Source organism: Bartonella sp. AP7XZML, assembly GCF_042195745.1.
Classification (GTDB): domain Bacteria; phylum Pseudomonadota; class Alphaproteobacteria; order Rhizobiales; family Rhizobiaceae; genus Bartonella.
Genome location: NZ_JBHIOT010000068.1, coordinates 1 through 20,179, shown reverse-complemented (window position 1 = coordinate 20,179; position 20,179 = coordinate 1). Strand labels below are relative to the sequence as shown.

18 protein-coding genes are annotated in these 20,179 nt (G+C 38.1%); 2 read left to right on the top strand and 16 right to left on the bottom strand.

The window, feature by feature from the left end; genetic code table 11:
- The first annotated feature begins 660 nt into the window (after positions 1-660).
- Both typA and ppa read left to right on the top strand, forming a co-directional pair.
- Positions 661-2,487, top strand: coding sequence for a translational GTPase TypA (gene typA / locus ACFILT_RS05200; protein ID WP_375613277.1), 1,827 nt, complete (start codon positions 661-663; stop codon positions 2,485-2,487).
- Between the two features lie 68 nt (positions 2,488-2,555).
- Complete coding sequence (ppa, locus tag ACFILT_RS05195) at positions 2,556-3,086, top strand: inorganic diphosphatase (RefSeq protein ID WP_375613276.1); 531 nt, start codon at positions 2,556-2,558, stop codon at positions 3,084-3,086.
- A gap of 50 nt (positions 3,087-3,136) precedes the next feature.
- Here ppa and ACFILT_RS05190 read toward each other — a convergent pair whose 3' ends face one another.
- The 16 genes from ACFILT_RS05190 to ACFILT_RS05115 all read right to left on the bottom strand — a co-directional run.
- Positions 3,137-3,451, bottom strand: coding sequence for a DUF167 domain-containing protein (locus ACFILT_RS05190; RefSeq protein WP_375611858.1), 315 nt, complete (start codon positions 3,449-3,451; stop codon positions 3,137-3,139).
- Positions 3,452-3,473: 22 nt separating this feature from the next.
- Positions 3,474-3,767 (bottom strand): YggT family protein, encoded by a 294-nt coding sequence (locus tag ACFILT_RS05185; protein WP_375678538.1) that lies wholly within the window; start codon positions 3,765-3,767, stop codon positions 3,474-3,476.
- 326 nt (positions 3,768-4,093) lie between these two features.
- Positions 4,094-4,654: an invasion associated locus B family protein gene (locus ACFILT_RS05180; protein WP_273790632.1), complete on the bottom strand. Its 561-nt coding sequence runs from the start codon at positions 4,652-4,654 to the stop codon at positions 4,094-4,096.
- A 99-nt stretch (positions 4,655-4,753) separates the two neighbouring features.
- Positions 4,754-5,281 carry an RNA pyrophosphohydrolase gene (locus ACFILT_RS05175; RefSeq protein WP_375611860.1) on the bottom strand — a complete coding sequence of 176 codons (528 nt, stop codon included), beginning with the start codon at positions 5,279-5,281 and terminating at the stop codon, positions 4,754-4,756.
- Between the two features lie 39 nt (positions 5,282-5,320).
- The gene (locus tag ACFILT_RS05170; protein ID WP_273790634.1) at positions 5,321-6,631 is read right to left on the bottom strand and encodes a S41 family peptidase; all 1,311 of its coding nucleotides are present in this window, start codon (positions 6,629-6,631) and stop codon (positions 5,321-5,323) included.
- A complete protein-coding gene (locus ACFILT_RS05165; RefSeq protein ID WP_375678549.1) occupies positions 6,621-7,865 on the bottom strand; it encodes a murein hydrolase activator EnvC family protein in 1,245 nt (414 codons plus the stop codon). Before ACFILT_RS05165 ends, ACFILT_RS05170 begins: the two co-directional genes overlap by 11 nt.
- Before the next feature lie 133 nt (positions 7,866-7,998).
- A complete protein-coding gene (rlmH, locus tag ACFILT_RS05160; RefSeq protein WP_375627673.1) occupies positions 7,999-8,481 on the bottom strand; it encodes a 23S rRNA (pseudouridine(1915)-N(3))-methyltransferase RlmH in 483 nt (160 codons plus the stop codon).
- 1 nt (position 8,482) lies between these two features.
- On the bottom strand, positions 8,483-8,869 hold the full coding sequence (rsfS, locus tag ACFILT_RS05155) for a ribosome silencing factor (protein WP_375646386.1): 387 nt from the start codon (positions 8,867-8,869) through the stop codon (positions 8,483-8,485).
- A gap of 111 nt (positions 8,870-8,980) precedes the next feature.
- Positions 8,981-9,574 carry a nicotinate-nucleotide adenylyltransferase gene (locus ACFILT_RS05150; RefSeq protein ID WP_375678540.1) on the bottom strand — a complete coding sequence of 198 codons (594 nt, stop codon included), beginning with the start codon at positions 9,572-9,574 and terminating at the stop codon, positions 8,981-8,983.
- A 29-nt stretch (positions 9,575-9,603) separates the two neighbouring features.
- Entirely contained in the window at positions 9,604-10,860 is a 1,257-nt protein-coding gene (locus ACFILT_RS05145) for a glutamate-5-semialdehyde dehydrogenase (protein WP_375678541.1), read from the bottom strand.
- Between the two features lie 45 nt (positions 10,861-10,905).
- Positions 10,906-12,045: a glutamate 5-kinase gene (gene proB, locus ACFILT_RS05140; RefSeq protein ID WP_375678550.1), complete on the bottom strand. Its 1,140-nt coding sequence runs from the start codon at positions 12,043-12,045 to the stop codon at positions 10,906-10,908.
- Position 12,046: 1 nt separating this feature from the next.
- On the bottom strand, positions 12,047-13,072 hold the full coding sequence (obgE, locus tag ACFILT_RS05135) for a GTPase ObgE (protein ID WP_375678542.1): 1,026 nt from the start codon (positions 13,070-13,072) through the stop codon (positions 12,047-12,049).
- 173 nt (positions 13,073-13,245) lie between these two features.
- Complete coding sequence (locus ACFILT_RS05130; RefSeq protein ID WP_375611866.1) at positions 13,246-13,974, bottom strand: RlmE family RNA methyltransferase; 729 nt, start codon at positions 13,972-13,974, stop codon at positions 13,246-13,248.
- Positions 13,975-14,003: 29 nt separating this feature from the next.
- Complete coding sequence (locus ACFILT_RS05125) at positions 14,004-15,314, bottom strand: Ppx/GppA phosphatase family protein (protein WP_375678543.1); 1,311 nt, start codon at positions 15,312-15,314, stop codon at positions 14,004-14,006.
- A gap of 899 nt (positions 15,315-16,213) precedes the next feature.
- Positions 16,214-16,819: an invasion associated locus B family protein gene (locus ACFILT_RS05120; RefSeq protein WP_375611868.1), complete on the bottom strand. Its 606-nt coding sequence runs from the start codon at positions 16,817-16,819 to the stop codon at positions 16,214-16,216.
- On the bottom strand, positions 16,816-20,179 hold a 3,364-nt coding region (locus ACFILT_RS05115), incomplete at its 5' end, for a Vomp family autotransporter (protein WP_375679693.1). The genes ACFILT_RS05120 and ACFILT_RS05115, both read right to left, overlap by 4 nt.

The window sequence follows — 20,179 nt, the reverse complement described above, 5'->3', positions numbered from 1 at the left end:
AAATTATAAATTGGATTAACAGCAAAGATGGGAATTTTCTTTGGATGCCTTCATATTCTTTCTAAATAAGACTGTATGCCGAGTTCATAAATAAATCAAACAGATATAACTCTTGCCCTAATCTGGCATACAAAAGCTAGAACTTCTTATAAAATTCTTAATCGTCTCAATATTTACCTCAAATACACGGTTGCATTAGATCTGGATTTTGATTGACAAGTTATGGAATAAGAAAAAGCTTTATTTAGAATAAAAATATTGTAAAACTGTCAATAAATTGGCTATGGATTGAGAGATATTCCGGATTTTTATTAATCTCTTTGCAAAACAACAACAATAATATGGCTAGCTTTATACTTACTCTTACAAGAGCTCATATAAACTCCTTGTGTCATATTGATAAAAATCAAGTTGACGGTGATTTTTTGGATAATTCTTAGCTCGAGAATAGAACATACGTACTATAAAAACTTTTACGAAGCTTCAGAAATTGAAGCTCAATAGAGCCTTAAAGACTTGGATAAATAGTTTTGCCATAAAAATATTGCCTCCATCTTCCAAAATTATAAAAAAACATGTAAAAGGTTTTCTAATAGTCAGGCAAAGAATGTAAAGACTTTACCTCAAATGAAATTTCATTAAACGAAAAGAAGAAAATTTATGCAATTGCGTAACATTGCCATCATTGCCCACGTTGACCATGGGAAAACAACGCTTGTAGACGGGCTTCTCAAGCAATCAGGAAACTTCCGTGATAATCAGCGTACAAGCGAACGTATGATGGATTCAAACGATATTGAGAAAGAACGCGGAATTACAATCCTAGCGAAAGTGACATCTGTTGTTTGGAAAGATACTCGAATTAATATTGTTGATACACCAGGACACGCTGACTTTGGTGGAGAAGTTGAACGCATCCTCAATATGGTTGATGGAGCCATTGTACTTGTTGATGCTGCTGAAGGACCAATGCCACAAACAAAATTTGTCGTTGGCAAAGCATTGAAAGTAGGATTGCGCCCTATTGTTGCTATTAATAAAATTGACCGACCGGATGCACGCGTTGATGAAGTCATTAATGAGGTTTTTGACCTTTTCGCTGCTCTTGACGCAACCGATGAACAGCTTGATTTTCCTATTCTTTATGGATCTGGACGCGATGGATGGATGGCTGAAGCCCCTGAAGGACCAAAAGATCAGGGATTAGGTCCTTTATTTGATCTTGTGACGCAGCATGTCCCTTCTCCTAGTGTAGCAGAAGGACCGTTTCGCATGATTGGAACTATTCTTGAAGCGGATCCGTTTTTGGGACGAATTATTACAGGACGGATTCATTCTGGCTCTTTAAAACCCAATCAAAATGTCAAGGTTCTTGGACAAGATGGAAAACTTTTAGAAACTGGGCGTATTTCAAAAATTTTAGCGTTTCGTGGCTTAGAACGGCAACCTATTGAAGAAGGAAGTGCTGGTGATATTGTTGCGATTGCAGGTCTGCAAAAAGGTACCGTAGCTGATACTTTCTGTGATCCTACTGTCAATGAACCCCTTACTGCCCAACCAATTGATCCTCCTACTGTTACTATGAGTTTTCTCGTCAACGATAGTCCCCTTGCTGGAACTGAAGGCGATAAAGTAACAAGCCGTGTCATTCGTGACCGATTGTTAAAAGAAGCAGAAGGCAATGTCGCTCTTAAAATTGAAGAATCAGCCGATAAAGATTCTTTCTACGTTTCAGGACGAGGAGAATTACAGCTTGCAGTTCTCATTGAAAATATGCGCCGTGAAGGATTTGAACTTAGTGTTTCACGCCCACGTGTTGTTATGCAAAAAGATGAAAATGGAATAACTCTTGAGCCAATCGAAGAAGTTGTTATCGATGTTGATGAAGAATATTCCGGTATTGTTGTACAAAAAATGTCTGAACGTAAAGGCGAAATGGTGGAGTTACGTCCTTCTGGAGGTAATCGTGTCCGCCTTGTCTTTTATGCCCCAACCCGAGGACTCATTGGTTATCAATCTGAACTTTTAACGGACACACGTGGTACAGCAATTATGAATCGCCTTTTCCATGCTTATGAACCTTATAAAGGAGACATTGCTGGTCGTGTTAATGGTGTTATGATTTCAAATGACAACGGTGAATCTGTCGCTTATGCTCTTTTTAATCTTGAAGATCGTGGACCTATGATCATCGATGCGGGTGTGAAAGTCTATCAAGGTATGATTATTGGCATCCACTCACGAGATAATGACTTAGAAGTTAATGTGTTAAAAGGGAAAAAACTCACCAATATGCGCGCTTCTGGAAAAGATGAGGCCGTAAAGTTAACGCCTCCCATTAAAATGACGTTAGAACGCGCCTTATCGTGGATACAAGATGATGAGCTTGTAGAGGTAACCCCTAAAAATATTCGTCTCCGCAAGCTCTATCTTGATCCTAATGAACGTAAACGTTTTGAAAAAACACGTGCATCAATTTCAAATTAATTTCATAATCTCTTTGGTAAAATATTTAATTGTATTGAGCCTCACTATATTCCAGAAAGGATGTCTCTATGAATATTAAGGAAATACCCGTAGGCAAAAATCCACCAGAAGATATTAACGTTATTGTGGAAGTCTCCCTTGGTGGGCAGCCAATAAAATATGAGATGGATAAAAAGTCTGGTGCATTATTTGTTGACCGTTTTCTTCATACATCAATGGTTTATCCTGGAAATTACGGTTTTGTCCCTCATACGCTTTCAGATGATGGTGATCCTATTGATGTCCTTATCTGTAATACCCGTCCACTTATGCCTGGTTGTGTTATCAATGTTCGCCCCATCGGAGCTCTAATGATGGAAGATGATGGTGGTAAAGATGAAAAAATTATTGCCATTCCCACTACAAAATTAACAAAACGCTATATCAATATTCATGACTATACAGACCTGCCCGAGATTACACTCAAACAAATTGAACATTTCTTCAAGCATTACAAAGATCTGGAACCTGGAAAATGGGCTAAAATTGAAGGATGGCGTGATAAAAACTTTGCTCATGAATTAATTAAGCAAGCTGTTGAGCGCAATAACAAAATATAACGATTTAATAAAATAAAGCCTATAAAAATAGGCTTTGTTATTTATTTTTTCTACGAGATGTAATCTCTAAAGGATTGCCATATCTGTTTTAGCTCTTCTAAATGTGTTGAAAAGTAAAGTTGTTTGTAGCGAGATATTGCACCGTTTTTCAGAGAAATAGAAGAAGATGGGATTCTCCACTGCTTCGCAAGAAATTTAATGAGAGCTTTATTCGCTTTTCCATCTTCAGGAACAGCACGAAGGCGTATAACCAGATATTGTTTTTCACCATCCCTACATTCAACCCCTATTATTTTGTCAACAGATGATTTTGGAATGAGATATACAAACAAAATCAAGTTATTTTTATCAACTTGATAAAACATGTATTCGCCTCAAGTAATATTTCTATACATACATGTTTGCGTAAACGCGCCACATAAAAGTACGAATAAAATAAATAATAATGAAGACTACAACAGGTGAAATATCAATCGTTCCAAAATTTGGTAAAATTTGCCGGATACGGCTTAGAACGGGATTTGTAAGACGATATAGAAAGCTTCCTATCAAAACAACAAAGCGATTGCGCGAATTTATGATATTAAAGACATAAAGCCAAGAAAAAATGACACTCGCGATTAAAATATCAATATAAATCTCAAAAATCAAATCAATCGTTCGAAGCAATGCATAAATCATGCGTCATCCCTTTCAATCAAGGAAACAGAAGAGCGTATAGAAAACCTTCATTAAAGCAGGTCTGTGTATCAAAAAATGGTTTTATATTTCAATACTCTTTTTTCTTGAATAAAAACCAGACATCTAAATTCTTCATCTCTCTATTTAATGACGATGCAGTTAGAAAACAAATATCAAAATTAAAAATAGCACATAAAATAGAAGAAACGGCAAAAAATCTGAATATCCCTTATAGGATTAATCTTAAATCTCATCGTTTTAATTATTAATTATAAAAAACAAACAAACTAAAAACGGCCTTTTAAAGGCCGCTTTTAGTTTTAAAATTATTTCTGCAAAGCAGTCAAACGATTAAGAGCACTGCTAAAACCATCTAGCTGAACAAATAAATCATTCAAAGCTGGTTCACCTGCAGCAGCAATTGTCATCGCCAACTTTAACTGTTTTCCAGAACGTAAAGCTGCTACGTGATTTTTGTCAAAAACGACAGGAACCACACAACCTGCTGGTACACAAGTCCGGATACCAGTTTCGATAACAGCTTTTCCCTCATCAACTTGTAAACGAACAGGTTTAGAAACCAAAATGCCAAAAGGAACTGTTAAATTACCAGATACAACACCCTCAGCATCGAGAGTAAGGCCCATAGCCACAACAACACGCCCCTGCTCATTTACTTCTTGACGGTGCATAAAACAAATTCTTTTCCCTTCTTGTATACCACAGTTAATAGTCCACAAACCGTAGGTTTCAGTCAAAGAAGAAGCTCCATTTGGCAATGTCGCTGCCGCATCTTTTGATGCAGGAGGCTTTGAACTTGTTGCAAATGCAACAGATGAAATACTCAAGAGAGTAAAAACTATAAGTAAATTAAATAACTTTTTCATTTTATATTCCTGTTCTTTACATAAAAGATAAACATGTTTATTATTTATTATAATATAAAGCATCTTAATAAAAAAAGCTTTCTCATAATCATATAGCTTTTATAATGGTCTAAGGCTACCTCGAAATTCGCTGACAACTTTCGTATAAACGTGCTTTTTAAAAGAAACAGCAATCAACGGAAGGGTTTCTAGATCAATCCATTTCCATTGATCGAATTCCGCTTTATTGCCATCTGGTGGCGGATTAATCGCAATTTCAGAAAGCTTTCCTGTAAACTGGAAAGCAAACCATTTTTGTATTTGCCCACGATATTTATTTGTTAATGTGCACCCAATAAGTTCTTGTGGAAAATCATAATGGAACCAATTTTGTGCTTCTTTAATCAACTTTACAGATCGAATACCCGTTTCTTCATAAAGTTCACGATATGCCGCATCTAATGGTTTTTCATCTTCATCAATCCCTCCTTGAGGAAGCTGCCAACGATGAGATATGTCAATATCTGCATCTGCATGAATGGGCATCATTAAACGACGCCCAACCCACACTTTCCCCTCATGATTAAAGACAACAATCCCAACACATTTGCGATACGGAAGAATCTTCAAATTAATATCTGCATCCATTTAATATTCCTCAAAATCGCAAGCTATAGATATCAATTCTCACTTTAACACATCCTTATTGGGATCTGGTGGAAATGCTGCATTTGCCATTTCACCTCGTAACAGTTTATAAGCCTCATTCAATTGAATATCATCTTTAGGGTCTTTGGGAACAAAAGCAGCTGAACCAGATCCTTTATTACTTTCTCGTTTTCCTTTGATATGTCCTTTTAATGCAGACTCACCAACTTTTACATCATAACCTTTATATTTTTCAGGGAGTGGTTGCTCTACAATAATATCAGGTGTGATCCCTGTTCCTTGAATAGAAGTGCCTGATGGCGTGTAATAAAGTGCTGTTGTTAAGCGTAAAGCCCCATTTTCACCCAAAGGAATAATTGTTTGAACAGATCCTTTACCAAAAGACTGCGTCCCTAAAATTGTTGCACGACGATGATCTTGCAATGCACCCGCAACAATTTCAGAAGCACTTGCTGAACCACCATTAATAAGAACAATGAGCGGTTTTCCATTGATGACATCCCCTGGCTTCGCATCAAATCTTGTCACATCACTCTTTTTGCGCCCACGAGTCGACACAATTTCACCTTTATTGAGAAAAGCACTCGAAACATTAACAGCTTGATCTAAAAGCCCACCCGGATTAAGCCGCAAATCAAGGACATAACCTTTTAGCTTATCTTCAGGAATTTTAGATTGGATATCTTTAATTGCCGCTAGAAGATTATTTAATGTCTGTTCAGAAAACTGGATAACTCTTAAATATCCAATATCACCTTCAACCCGATATTTCACCGCTTTTACTTTGATAATATCACGAACAATCTTCACTTCAAATGGCTTATCAACGCCAGAACGAATAATTGTTAAGGTAATTGGTGTTCCAGGAGCACCTCGCATCTTATTAACAGCTTCATTCAATGTTTGACCATTCGTTTGTACATCATCAATTTTTGAAATAAGGTCTCCTGCTAGAATACCTGCTTTTGAAGCGGGAGTATCATCCATTGGTGAAACAACTTTAATTAAGTTTTTTTCCATAGTGACCTCAATACCAAGACCTCCGAACTCTCCTTTCGTAGAATCCCGCATATCCTTGGCTTCTTCAGCATTCAAATAAGATGAATGAGGGTCCAGTGATGTGAGCATGCCATTGATAGCATTTTCAATAAGCTTTTTATCATCTGGAACTGTAACGTATTGCATACGCACACGCTCAAAAACATCGCCAAATATAGCTAGCTTTTTATATGCATTATCTTCATTATTCGCAGCAACAGACTGCACCATAATCATTGAACAGGCGCCGAGCAATACCCCAGCGACCAAAAGAATAACTTTACGAATCATTTTGGCTCCTTCTTATTTTTTCAGTCTGCCACCAAGGAGTTGGATTTACAGGTTTTCCCTGCTTTCTAAACTCAATGTAAAGCATTGGAGAAGTTTTTCCTATATCCAATGCAACACTGTTTGAAATAAATTGCATTTCCATTATACCCAGAGGCTCACCTGAAAGAACAAACTGCCCCTGTTTTACATTAATTCTCGACATTCCAGTAAGAATGATATGATAACCATTTCCAACATTGAGAATGATTAAATGTCCGTAAGAACGAAATGGCCCAGCAAAAGCAACAAAAGCATCCACAGGTGATATAACAACAGCTCCTGACTCTGTTTCTATCGTTTCACCAAAGCGCGTAATCTGCGAACTTTTGTTAGAGTGATGTATTCTTTTTCCTGAAACAGGAAAAAGTAAAGAACCTTTTCGGCTTTCAAAATTGGACTGTTCTAACAATTGCAAACTTTTCCGTACCTGTACTGATGCATCAGAGCTAAGTTTTGACTGACGGTCGAGCTCTAAAATCAATTCTTCTAAAGACTGCGCTTTTTTAGCAAGAGCAATATTTTTTTGTTGCTGTTCTGTAAGTTCTTTTTCTGATTTTTTTTGTAGTTTGTTTTTTTGGTCTAATAAAAGCTCTAGACGTTTTTGCTGCTCTGCTTGATTTTGCAGCTTTGTCTTTAATGCCTTATATTCCGTAGTAATGGAATTACTCAAATTGGTCAACTCCTTGAGTTTTTCTGTTAAATCTCGTGTTTTCTCTTGCATCTGAGGAATAACGGTACCTAATAAAACAGAACTACGTATAGAAGCCAACGCGTCCTCTGGCTGTATCATAAGAGCAGGAGGCGGATTCAATCCCATACGCTCCAAAATTGCAAGAACTTCCGCAAATTCAGCACGACGATTTTTTAAACTTTGATAGACTTGTACCCGCTTTTCTATCATTTTTTTAAGCTTTTCTTCCCTTTTAGCAATATCATCTGCTACTATACGTTCTTCTTTAGCCGCCTTTATGAGTGCATCACTCAAAACACGTTGATCTTTTTTTAAATGCTCAACTTGATGCATAAGAAAAGCAACACGCTCACGCGAAAGTGAAATATTTTGGCGAATTTCTCCTAATTCTTTATGGACTTCCGTACTCCTCATTGTATCTTCCGCATGCGATACAGAAAAGCAAAAAAATATACTCAAGAGCAGAATGACAAATATGACGCACTCCTCATATAAATATAGCATCTTTCTATGAAGAAGCTTTTTCATTTGCAAAAACCATGACACCTCATCGTATACATTAGAGATGCTTTAAATGGTGTCAGCTAAAACAATATTAATAAACATATAAATAAGTGCTAAAAATTGAACAAAAATATTAAAAACGATGATACGGATGATTATTTTCAATTGTTACAGCGCGGTAAAGTTGTTCTGTAAGAAGAATACGTGCAATTTGATGTGGCCACGTCATCAAACCAAAAGATAAAAGAAAATCAGCACGCTTCCTTATTTGTTCATTATGCCCATCAGGTCCTCCCAAAGCAATGACGACATCTCGAATGCCCTCATCACGATAACACCTCAATTTTTCAGAAAAAGAAATTGACGAAATCGATTCTCCACGCTCATCTAACACAATTAATCGACATTTTTCAGGTAAAAATTCAATAAGTTTTCTCCCCTCTTCCTCCATACGTTGATAAACTGTTTGAGCACGACTTTCTGGTATCTCTTGTAACTTTTTTAAATGAAAGCCTACATCTCCAGAAATTTTAGAAAAACGATCCAAATAATGCTGAACTAATTTTTGCTCCGCCCCACTTTTCATACGACCAACCGCAAAAATAGAAATTTGCATTTTAATGATCTCCGAAGAGAAGCAAAGCCGTATCGTTTAAATCCGGCGTCATCCATATTTTTTCTAAATTATAAAAAAGACGAATTTCTGGACGAAAAAGATGAACGATAATATCACCTGTATCAATCAATACCCAGTCACCTCCAGCAAGCCCTTCTACACGCGCAAGCCCCTGCCCACTATCTTTCCAAGTATGTAATAAATGATCAGCAACAGACGATACATGACGCTGCGAATTTGCTGAAGCTATGACCATATAATCAGCCAAAGATGACTTCCCTCGAATATCAATAGCAACAATATCTTCTGCTTTTGTATCTTCTAAACTCTTGAGAATAACTTCAAGACTCTCACTAACAGAAAAAACTTTTTTTTCTTTTGAAGGCATAATATCGTAAGAGTGTTTGTGTGCAATGTTTTTCAGATCAATATCCTTTCTTATCGTTGTGGAATCTAAAAAAGAGACTTCTCTAAAGAGAAGCAGAATCTTATGAAATGTTCAAGAAAAATCATTCTTCTTCAAACGAAGGTTTGTTGAAGATTGAAAAGATAAAGGTCCATGCAAATAAGTCCAAACTGGTGGCTTGATAAAAGGTAATCGCTTACTTTCTCTCTCATCCAAACGAAAACGGCGATAAATATGTGCCATAGGAGAGGAAAGTGCTGACCGATTGCCTAAAGGACGATCAATAATCGCAATAGGAAGCATAGAGACGATATCATGCCATCGATACCAATGATGTATCGTCGCAAAACTATCTGCCCCCATAATCCATACAAAATTTACGCCACTGTAATGAGTAAGAATATGAAAAATCGTATCTACCGATACTTTGCTCCCTATAGCTTTTTCAAAACCTGTTAAGCGAATTTTCGGATGGTCAATAAGTTTAAAACTTAATCGCATTCTCTCCTCTAAAGGGAGCAACTGTGTACAATCCTTTAAAGGATTGCCTGGACTAACCATCCACCATAACTGATCAAGATATAAACGCCGAATGGCAATTTTTGCAACAAGAAGATGCCCCGCATGCGGTGGATTAAAGGAACCACCAAAAAGACCCACAACATTAGATCTTTCAACATGTGGCATACAATTTTTCCATGGAAAAAATAGGCTTTTCAAACTCTAACCTGACCATTTCCTTTAACATGATATTGAAATGATGTTAGCTGTTCAACACCTATGGGACCACGTGCATGCATTTTTCCTGTTGCGATACCAATTTCCATTCCAAAACCAAATTCACCTCCATCAGCAAACTGTGTCGATGCATTGTGTAATAAAATAGCTGAATCTAAATGATTAAAAAAGATCTTCACCACTTCCAAATCCTCAGCAATAACCGATTCCGTATGTCCTGATGAATAACGCTTGATATGAGCAATAGCTCCCTCAACCCCCTCAACCGTTTTAACAGAAAGAATAGCATCAAGATATTCATGTGACCAATCTTCTTCAGAGGCTAATTTTACATCTGGCATAAGAAAAACAATATCTTCTGTGGCGCGAATTTCACATCCCTTCTCCTGTAAAGCAGTTAAAACAGGAAGAAACTTTTTTAATGCTTGGCTGTCAATGAGAACTGTCTCAACAGCACCGCATATCCCTGTTCGCCGCAGCTTTGCATTTAAAACAATATTGCGTGCCATATCTAAATCTGCCGATTTATCAATATAAATATGACAAAGTCCCTCCAAATGAGCAAAAATTGGAACACGTGCATCAGACTGAACGCGGGCAACAAGGCTCTTTCCACCACGTGGTACGATCACATCAATCGCTCCATCCAATCCTTTGAGCATTTCCCCAACGGCAGCACGATCTGTCATTCCAACCATTTGGATAGCATCTTTGGGTAAACCAGAGCGCTCTAAACCTTGTACCAAAGCTAAATGAAGCGCATGAGAAGAATGAAAGCTATCCGAACCACCGCGCAAAATCGCAGCATTACCTGCTTTTAAGCACAAAGCACTCGCATCAACTGTAACATTTGGACGACTTTCATAAATAATTCCAATCACACCAAGAGGTGTTCGTACACGACTTATATGAAGCCCATTTGGACGCGTCCATTCATCCATCACTTGCCCAACAGGATCAGATAAACGAGCAACTTGGCGAACACTGTCTATCATTGCACGTAAACGCAAATCATCTAATTTTAGCCGATCAATCATTGCAGCTTTCAAATTATTCTGAGCAGCATTCTCTAAATCTTGACAATTCGCCCGTAAAATTTCATCTGACTGAGCCTCTAGACTTAAAGCGATCATTTCTAATGCATTGTTCTTTTGCTCAGAAGAAGCAACGGCCAACGCTGCAGCGGCATAGCGTGCTTTTTGTCCCATATCTTTCATTTGTTCTTCTAAAGTCATCGTAACATCCACTCTGCCAAAACAATAAAAACAAAAGTAACTTTTTTAAACAGTATTGGTCAAGCAACGTACAATCATATCATTACGATGCACCATAGCAGAGCGCGCCTCATACCCAAGAATAGCTTCGATTTCTTCACTTTTATGTCCTATAATGCGTACAGCCTCATCTTTGTCATAGCTTACAAGTCCACGCGCAATCTCAACTCCATCTGTACCAACAATTGCAACCGTATCCCCACGCTGGAAATTTCCCTCAACGCCAATAACCCCTGCAGCTAATAATGATTTTCCTGATTCAAGAGCCCTAATGGCTCCTTGATCAATCGTCAAAACACCAGATGGATCTAAATGACCAGAAATCCATGTTTTCCAAGCATTGACAGATTTCTTACTTGCCGCAAAAAAACTCTTGCGTTCACCTTTGTCAATTGCAGCAAGGGGATTCATACGCTTGCCTGAGGTGATAATCATCGCCGTTCCAGCAGCATTAGCTATTTTTCCGGCTTCAAGCTTAGTCTTCATTCCTCCCCGTGAAAACTCTGAAGCAGCAACATCTGCCATTTTTTCGATATCATGCGTAATGGATGCAACAAAAGGTATAAATTCAGCCGTAGGATCACTATGGGGAGACTTTGTATAAAGACCATCAATATCGGATAAAAGTATTAAAAGATCTGCCCTCACCATTGTTGCCACACGTGCAGCTAAACGATCATTATCACCATAACGAATTTCAGTTGTTGCAACAGTATCATTCTCATTAATAACAGGCACAGCTCCCAAATATAAAAGCATCTCAATCGTTGCACGTGCATTGAGATAACGCCTTCGCTCCTCCGTATCAAATAAAGTGAGCAAAATTTGGCCTGTTTTGAGCCCATGTTGAGCAAGCGCATCACCATAGGTTTTTGCTAACTCAATTTGCCCTAAAGCAGCACATGCCTGGCTTTCTTCCAATTTCAAAGCCCCCTTAGGAAGCTGTAGCAATGTCCTTCCTAAAGCAATAGCACCTGAAGACACCAATAATATCTCTACGCCTTTTTTGTGCAATTCAACAACATCATTGATCAAGCTTTTAAGCCACTCAACCCGTAAACCTGCCTGAGGATCAACCAAAAGGGCAGATCCAATCTTGACCACAATACGTTTATAGTGTGTAAGTTTTTGCGATCCAACAGCCATCTCAATCAACCTTGCTATCCCCACTGATCTCCTCTTTGCGTGACATTTCAATAATATGTGCACCAGCACGCAGCATATTTTCTAAACCTTCGCGGCTAACCGCAGAAAACATCATAACAGGTTGATCCGTTACTTTTTGCAAAGCTTCCCGTTTAGCTTCACGCTCTTCAATCGTTAGCGTATCTATTTGGCTTAAAGCAACAATTTCAGTTTTATCACTTAGATTATTTCCATATGCCTCAAGTTCATGACGCACAATTTGATATGCTTTTGCAACATCTTCTTCTTGAGCAGAAATCAAATGAAGGAGGACACGACAACGTTCCACATGTCCTAAAAAACGGTCTCCAATTCCCACCCCTTCATGGGCTCCTTCGATTAACCCCGGAATATCAGCCAAAACAAATTCACGACCATCAATTCGTACAACACCAAGATGAGGATGTAGAGTGGTAAAAGGATAATCTGCAACTTTTGGTTTTGCAGCCGTTACAGAAGCTAAAAAAGTTGATTTTCCAGCATTGGGTAAACCAACAAGCCCCGCATCAGCAATTAACTTCAAACGAAGCCATATTGCACGCTCTTCTCCAGACAAACCTGGATTTGCACGACGCGGTGCCCGATTTGTCGATGTTGTAAAGTGAAGATTGCCAAAACCGCCATTCCCTCCTTTTGCAAGGCGATAGCGCTGTCCCACTTCCGTTAAATCACATATTAACGTTGTATTATCTTCTTCAAAAATTTGAGTCCCAACCGGAACTTTAAGGATGACATCATCACCCTTCTCACCCGTCATATTACGCCCCTTGCCATGTCCCCCTGTTTTTGCTTTAAAATGCTGTTGGTAGCGATAATCAATCAGCGTGTTAAGTCCATCAACAACAAGAGCCCAGACATCACCACCCCGTCCTCCATTCCCTCCATCAGGCCCCCCAAATTCTATGAATTTTTCACGGCGAAATGATACTGCTCCAGAACCTCCATTACCAGAACGAATATAAACTTTAGCTTGATCAAGAAATTTCATTGGAAACACTCACTGAGGAATCAATCTCTCTACCTCTATAGGCAATACATTAATTTTACCAGTTTTTCATCATTGATAACAGAAAAACTGTCACTATCGCTGATAACTCTTTGAGAAAAAAATCATCGCATTTAAATAGGTTAAGTAAAATTAAGTCTTCTTAAAAGAAGGTGCTATTCTTGTACTTTTGTTTTTCCCTTAAATTCAAGTGCTAGAAGATAAAGCTCTACTGATTCTGATCGGCTTGCGGGTGGTTTAACATGGTAAACTTTTTTAAAATGCTGTTTTAATCTTGCAAGAAGAGTGTTTTCTGCTCCCCCTTGAAAAGCCTTTGCTAAAAAATATCCCCCAGGCTTGAGAACCGAAAGAGCAAAATCAGCCGCAACTTCACATAAATAAATCGTTCTTAAATGATCCGTCTGACGATGACCTGTTGTTGGTGCTGCCATATCAGAAAGAACCACATCCGGTTTTGTCCCTAAAGTTTCAATTAATTTCTGCGGTGCATCTGTATGCAAAAAATCCATTTCCAACATGGCAACTCTAGGCAATGGATCAACATGTAAATAATCAATACCAACAACGCTAGGATCCTCATCACTTGACCCTACTATACGCTCAACCACCTGACACCAGCCTCCAGGTGCTGCTCCTAGATCAATAACCTTTTGGCCTTTTTTCAAAAACCTATAGCGCTCATTAATTTCAATGAGTTTATAAGCCGCACGCGAACGGTAACCATCTACTTTTGATTGATGGACATAAGGATCATTCAGATGCCTCTCTAACCATCGTCGTGATGAAGCTTTAATGGTTCCTGCTTTCTTTTTTACGCGCTGATATAATTCATGTGACCCTGAACCTCCATAGCCACCTCTCGGTGTTTTCGTTGTTTTTTTCATCGTTATTCATTGTCTCCATATTTAATTCTCTAACACTTGAAATCTCTGCTCTTTCTATGACGACACCATACTCCATCGCGTAACATTAGCTCTATCAAAATTCCTTCCCTTAATCCACGATCAGCAACTCTTAAACGCTGACTTGGCCAAACTTCCCGAATAACATCTAAAATTGCACAACCAGCTAAAACTAAATCTGCTCTCTCGCGTCCAATAAAAGGGCTTATGACACGTTTTTCTATATCCCATGATAATAGGCGTTGTGTCATAAGTGTAATGTCCGCATCATTCATCCAAATGCCATCCACTTTTTTCCTATCATAACGCTCTAAATTAAGATACATTCCTGCTAAAGTCGTAACCGTACCGGAGGTTCCCAAAAGATGAAACTTTGAACCTTGTGCTAACTCTCCTAATTTATGACGATCTGAAAAATTATTTAATAATCCTCGCACATAGCTTTTCATTTTTTCAAAATCGTCTAAGCTAATATCATTCCCTCCAAAACGTTCAGCAAGCGTAACAACACCAACAGGAAGAGAAGTCCAAGCGATAATTTGTCGAGCTAAACGAAAAGAACGCTTTTGAGAAACATCAAGTAGCACAATTTCTGATGATCCTCCTCCAATATCAAAAAGCACAATTGCGTCAGTATTTGGTTCAACAAGTGTACTACACCCTGTAACAGCAAAACGCGCTTCTGTTCGCCGATCAACAATTTCCAATTCAAGACCTGTCTCCTCCAAAACACGCTGAATAAAATGTCTACCATTTTCTGCAGAACGACAAGCTTCCGTTGCAATCAAGCGATAACGCTTAATATGCCTTTGTTTTAGCTTTAAATGACAAATCTTTAATGCTTCAATCGCACGATCCATAGCTTGTGTATTAAGAAAACCGTTATTTATTAAACCTTCTCCCAATCGTACAATACGAGAAAAAGCATCAACAACACGAAAATATCCAGGTTTACTGGGAGATGCGATAAGAAGACGACAATTATTTGTTCCGAGATCAAGTGCCGCATAAAGAGGTGGAGATTTTACTGAATGGAACCGTCGAAGAAAAGGTGCTTTGAGTTTTTTTGTTTTTTGAGCACCTATCATTATCTGATTATGAAACTCAAAAGCTGCCTCAGATTGAACAAAAACCTGTTTCTGTTCATAATGTTTTTTTCTCTGTTGTCTCTTTATATCAACAAGGACAGAGTATGCCTCTGTTCGTGACAATGCAGAAAGATTATTTGTATTACTACCGCACTGATCATACAACTGATCTGCTTTGGTATCGTATATTTCTCCTTGCTTTAACTCTTTTGAACCATAATTTAACGGGGTCATGTCCCTTATCCCTTGAGCGTCCCCCAATAAATAAACGCGAAAACTCTTCTGCTCATTCCTAAATAAAGCAATAATGCAGCATCAAATGATATATACAAGAAATCATTCTTTCTTTTTCTATCATTAAAATTTTCTACACTAACATCATTCAGTTTTTTGTATAATCTTTCGGTTGTTTCCGTGAAATCATGCATCTCTTTATGAACTTAAAACTATAAATTAATCGTTTACGTTCACATCAATTTTTATAAATTATGCTCTTTTCTTGATACCATTCACACGGAGCACACCTCTATTGTAACAAACCTACACTATCATACTATTTGCTGACTCTTAAGGTTACAACAACCTATACATTAGTACGGTTTATAAGAAAAAAATTTTTTTTGTTATCCACACACAAACCTCGTTTGTTATATGCAATGAAATGGCTTTGATTATGCTGGAATAAAAGTTCCGTAGTACTACAAAATGCAATTACAATAGCTGTTATTTCGTGAATACCAATAAAAACTATCGTTCAAAAAAACTCTAGAATTATAAATTTATCTGAAAAATATTAATGCTTAATCAGACCGCTTTAAAAATCCATTTTAAGCTTAAAAAAAGAATTTAGTCTACTCATTATTGTAAGGAATAAATCGAGTATTTCTAATCTTTTTTACTTTTAATAACTAACGAAATCATTCTTTAAGCATTATGGAAAACACTAACTTGATTTTCTATTACATATAAAGAACTTACTGTAACTTTATATTCAACTCTCACTCTTTCCAACAAATCACCTCGATATCATATTATATAAAACTTCTTACTTATTTGATCTTATAATTTACACTCAAAAATATAATACAACAATTTATGGAAAAATGACTCTTGTTAAAAATACTCGATGAATTCTAAGGACGGAAAGAATTAAGTGCTGCATTTAACCCTTTAAATGGTACAGTAAAAGAAAATACCTTACCTTCTTTAGTTTTATAGGAAATACGTACCTTATTGTTCTGCTCTATTTGTTTAGTCAAAACCGGCCCTACAGGTGATTGTGCCAAACAAACCGTTTCATTACATTGCGTATAATTAATAAGAACAGGTTTTTTAACACCTTTTACAAACATTTGAATCGGAACATTTATATCAGAATTTGGCAATGTTCGAAAAAGCATCACTGCTTGACCACTTGTCGTAGAAACAAGAGACCAACTAAAAATGGTATTTCCTTCTTGATCATGAACCGTCTGTGTCACATTACATATACCTTGCTTATGTTTAAGCTTTTGTTTTTCGTCACAAATCAAAGTCCAATCATAAAACTGCATAATAATTCGACGTGTTTCGCCAGGTTCTCCCTTAGGTATCGATAAGTGCGGTGGATGCACTGTATAAATATTATTGTTCTCGTTGGCAAAGCTTTCGCTCTTGCCTATTAAGGCAAGAGCAAACAGCAGAACCTTTACTAACATACTTCTCGTTTTTACAATAACAGCCATTTTTTCTATTATCATCTCAACCTCAGAGTAATTCCAGCGCCTATTCCCCAATGACCTCCAGCACTTGTCACAGATACATTCGAGCGAATATTTCCATCTTCAGATGTATAACCAGCACCAATAGCAAGTGCAGATTGACTGCGCCATAAACCACTCCCAAATGAAACACTTAAAGATCCTGGTATATCATAGTAACGTAAGTTGGACACCGCTAGACCAATAGCAGCAGCTTGTCTTGCTTCTTTCCGAACATCCTGAATAGCATAATTCAATGTCTCAAACTTCATATCCGTATAGGATTTCGACTCGTTAACACCATCATTGACAAGACCACTAACTTTCTCATCCGTATACTTATTGGCATCTTCAAGAACTATCTTCATCTGCTCTTCAGTATAATCATGCAACTGACCGCCATTAACAGCTTGCTGAGAACCTGTTTCAATCTTGCCTGCCGCTACATTGTCTATCATAACAGGTTCGCTGTCATTGCCTCCTACTAACGTAATGCTATTGGTCTTTTTCCCATCACTATCTTTGTCATAGTTAACAACGCCATCCGTTACGGCTACTTCAATATCTTTCACATGTTGATCTATCGTATCTACTTTGTCTTCAACCTCTTTTACCCTCTCATTCGTGCTCCAAAGCTGACCACCATTAACAACTTCTTGCGAGCCTTCTTCTATCTTACCATCCAATACATTCGTAATCTTACTCGACTTACCACCATGCTTCGCATCATACGCGCCTTCTTCTTCATTCCAATTCAAACCATTGCTCGCCACATTCTTCTCAACATCATGAATACGCTCGTTGATACTCGTCATACCATCACTGACACCATCAAAGGCTCCTGCTACATCATGATAGATCTTCTTTTCTGACGAACTACCATCAGAATTGAATTGCGCAACCTTGAATTCCGGAGCCCTCCATTCGCCACCTTCATAGCTAGCCCCTCCTCCTAAATACAGCGCTAGCGTCTGATTCAAGGAATAAAGCTGTGAACCATTCACGGCTTCCGTCGAGCCTTTAGAAAGTGTTCCAGCTTTCACGCCAGAGAGACTACGTGTATCACCATTCATGTTTGCAATTGTGATTGCACTACCCTCTTTTTCACCACCTATCTTGATTACCTTCGTAGCATCATCCTGCTTAACAAGACTATCTCCTACAACTTTATTAATCTCATTCTGAAGCTCTTTATGAATATTCGTGAATGAATCACCAACACCAGCAAAGGCAGACGCAACATCATCATAGCTCTGCTCTTCAACGGCACTACCATCTTCTTTGACGATCTTAACTTTGAAGCTTGGAGCACTCCATTGACCTTCCTTATATTCAGCGCCACCACCTAAATAAGTTGCAACTGTCTTATTCGTATCAAAAAGCTGAGAACCATTGACCGCTTCACTTGAGCTTGCAGAAACCTCTCCATTGGCAAGAAACTTAATTTTACTGTTGCCTTTCTCATCACCCTCTCCATGTGTTGCTACAAACGCCTTTTCAGAATCACTCCACAACAACGCATTCTGCTTAATATTTTCAGTAACCTCCGTGTTGTTTTGAGTAAACTCTTTTTGAAGATTCTCAAAAGATGTTCCTACACCAGCAAATGCTTCCGATACAGTATCATACTTCTTCTCTTCAACTTTAGTACCATCCTCATTAACGATCTTAACTTTGAAACTTGGAGCCGTCCAAGCGCCACCTGCATAACTAGCATCACCACCTAAAGACTGCGCAACACTGTTACCTAGAGCATATAGCTGATTTCCTGCTACAGCATCGCTTGAGCTAGCAGTAATATCACCATTTGCAAGTGATGTGATTTTGCTGTGTGTCTTCTCACCATCTTTTTCTCCATGCAAGGCGACAAAAGCACCTTCAGCCTTGCTCCATGATAAAGAATCTTGTGCAACTCCTTCTGAAACTTCCTTAATACGAGCGTTGATAGTGCTCATGCTGTCATTAATGTCATTAAAAGCACCTGCAACATTATTACTGCTCTTCTTATCACCTTTCGTACCATCATTGCTGAAAGTCTGAATTTGGAAATCCGGATCTTGCCATTCGCCTTTCTCATTATAACCAGCACCACCACCAAAATAGCCAGCAAACTGTTTTTGCAGATCATAAATCTGTCCACCGGTAATCGCATCACTCGAGCCTGATACTATAGAGCCAGCTGCAAGTGATGTAAGCTTGCTGTTCTCTTTATTGTCCCCATGCGTCGCTATAAACGCCTCTGCGTCCTTATTCCACAACAGCGCATCGCCTTGAACTTCCTGAGTAATATTCGTGATGTTTTCAGTAAGTTCATTAAACTTATTCGTTAGGTTATTATTCACATTCTTGAAATTCGTATCAATACCTTCAATGGCTAAACCAACATCACCATAGGATTTTTCTACTACCTCGCCTTTTGCATCAACACTGGATAATTTATAGGTTGGACCCGTGAAAGTACCATCTTTAAAGCTTGTACCTCCACCTAAGTATTTCGCAATATCCTGAGAAACCTTAGAAATCTGACCGCCATTAACCGCATCATGCGAATTCTCACTAATCTGACCTTCGGCAACATTATGCAAACCAACAGGTGCAGAACCCTTACCTTTACCCAAAGTCACACTCGCATAATTAGTGCTGCTATTATCATCACCTGTTTTATCATAGTGAACAACAGCCGATTCATCAGACTGAAGATTATTAGAAAGCTCCTTCAGACTTTTATCAAGCTGACCTTTGTTAACTGCTTCATTACCTCTCACGGCTTCTTTCACACCGGAAAGAATTCTATCCCCTTTGTCTTTATTTGCGATATTGATTTCACTGCCTTCTACTTCTGTACCAATATTGATAACTTTTGTCTTTTCATCCTGCTTCGCAAGGCTATCACTGACTACATTAGTTACATCATTATGAACATTCGTAATAGAACTTGCAACACCTGCAAGTGCTTCCGATACACTATTGTAAACCTTTTCCTCACCAGTGCTACCATCATCATTGACAGTTTTAAGTTTGAAGGTAGGTGCAACCCATTCTCCCTTTTCATTATAACCTGCTCCTCCACCAAAATACGTCGCAAATGTCTGATTCATTGAATAAAGTTGGTTGCCAGTGATCGCTTCTGTTGAACCTTTAGAAATTTCTCCATCTAAAAGAAACTTCAATTTGCTATTGTTTCTGTCCTTACCTTCCCCATGAAGAGCTACAAAGGCGTTATCACCATTGCTCCACGATAAAGAATCTTGCGCAACACCTTCAGAAACTTCCTTAATCCTCTGATTGACATTCTTGATATTTGTATCAAGTCCTTCAAAAGCTGAACCAACATTGGTAAAAGGTTTGGCTGTTATCTTA

Coding starts and splice junctions, on each gene's coding strand:
- typA (WP_375613277.1), top strand. CDS start 661: ATGCAATTGCGTAACATTGCCATCATTGCCCACGTTGACCATGGGAAA.
- ppa (WP_375613276.1), top strand. CDS start 2,556: ATGAATATTAAGGAAATACCCGTAGGCAAAAATCCACCAGAAGATATT.
- ACFILT_RS05190 (WP_375611858.1), bottom strand. CDS start 3,451: ATGTTTTATCAAGTTGATAAAAATAACTTGATTTTGTTTGTATATCTC.
- ACFILT_RS05185 (WP_375678538.1), bottom strand. CDS start 3,767: ATGATTTATGCATTGCTTCGAACGATTGATTTGATTTTTGAGATTTAT.
- ACFILT_RS05180 (WP_273790632.1), bottom strand. CDS start 4,654: ATGAAAAAGTTATTTAATTTACTTATAGTTTTTACTCTCTTGAGTATT.
- ACFILT_RS05175 (WP_375611860.1), bottom strand. CDS start 5,281: ATGGATGCAGATATTAATTTGAAGATTCTTCCGTATCGCAAATGTGTT.
- ACFILT_RS05170 (WP_273790634.1), bottom strand. CDS start 6,631: ATGATTCGTAAAGTTATTCTTTTGGTCGCTGGGGTATTGCTCGGCGCC.
- ACFILT_RS05165 (WP_375678549.1), bottom strand. CDS start 7,865: ATGCTATATTTATATGAGGAGTGCGTCATATTTGTCATTCTGCTCTTG.
- rlmH (WP_375627673.1), bottom strand. CDS start 8,481: ATGCAAATTTCTATTTTTGCGGTTGGTCGTATGAAAAGTGGGGCGGAG.
- rsfS (WP_375646386.1), bottom strand. CDS start 8,869: ATGCCTTCAAAAGAAAAAAAAGTTTTTTCTGTTAGTGAGAGTCTTGAA.
- ACFILT_RS05150 (WP_375678540.1), bottom strand. CDS start 9,574: ATGCCACATGTTGAAAGATCTAATGTTGTGGGTCTTTTTGGTGGTTCC.
- ACFILT_RS05145 (WP_375678541.1), bottom strand. CDS start 10,860: ATGACTTTAGAAGAACAAATGAAAGATATGGGACAAAAAGCACGCTAT.
- proB (WP_375678550.1), bottom strand. CDS start 12,045: ATGGCTGTTGGATCGCAAAAACTTACACACTATAAACGTATTGTGGTC.
- obgE (WP_375678542.1), bottom strand. CDS start 13,072: ATGAAATTTCTTGATCAAGCTAAAGTTTATATTCGTTCTGGTAATGGA.
- ACFILT_RS05130 (WP_375611866.1), bottom strand. CDS start 13,974: ATGAAAAAAACAACGAAAACACCGAGAGGTGGCTATGGAGGTTCAGGG.
- ACFILT_RS05125 (WP_375678543.1), bottom strand. CDS start 15,314: ATGACCCCGTTAAATTATGGTTCAAAAGAGTTAAAGCAAGGAGAAATA.
- ACFILT_RS05120 (WP_375611868.1), bottom strand. CDS start 16,819: ATGATAATAGAAAAAATGGCTGTTATTGTAAAAACGAGAAGTATGTTA.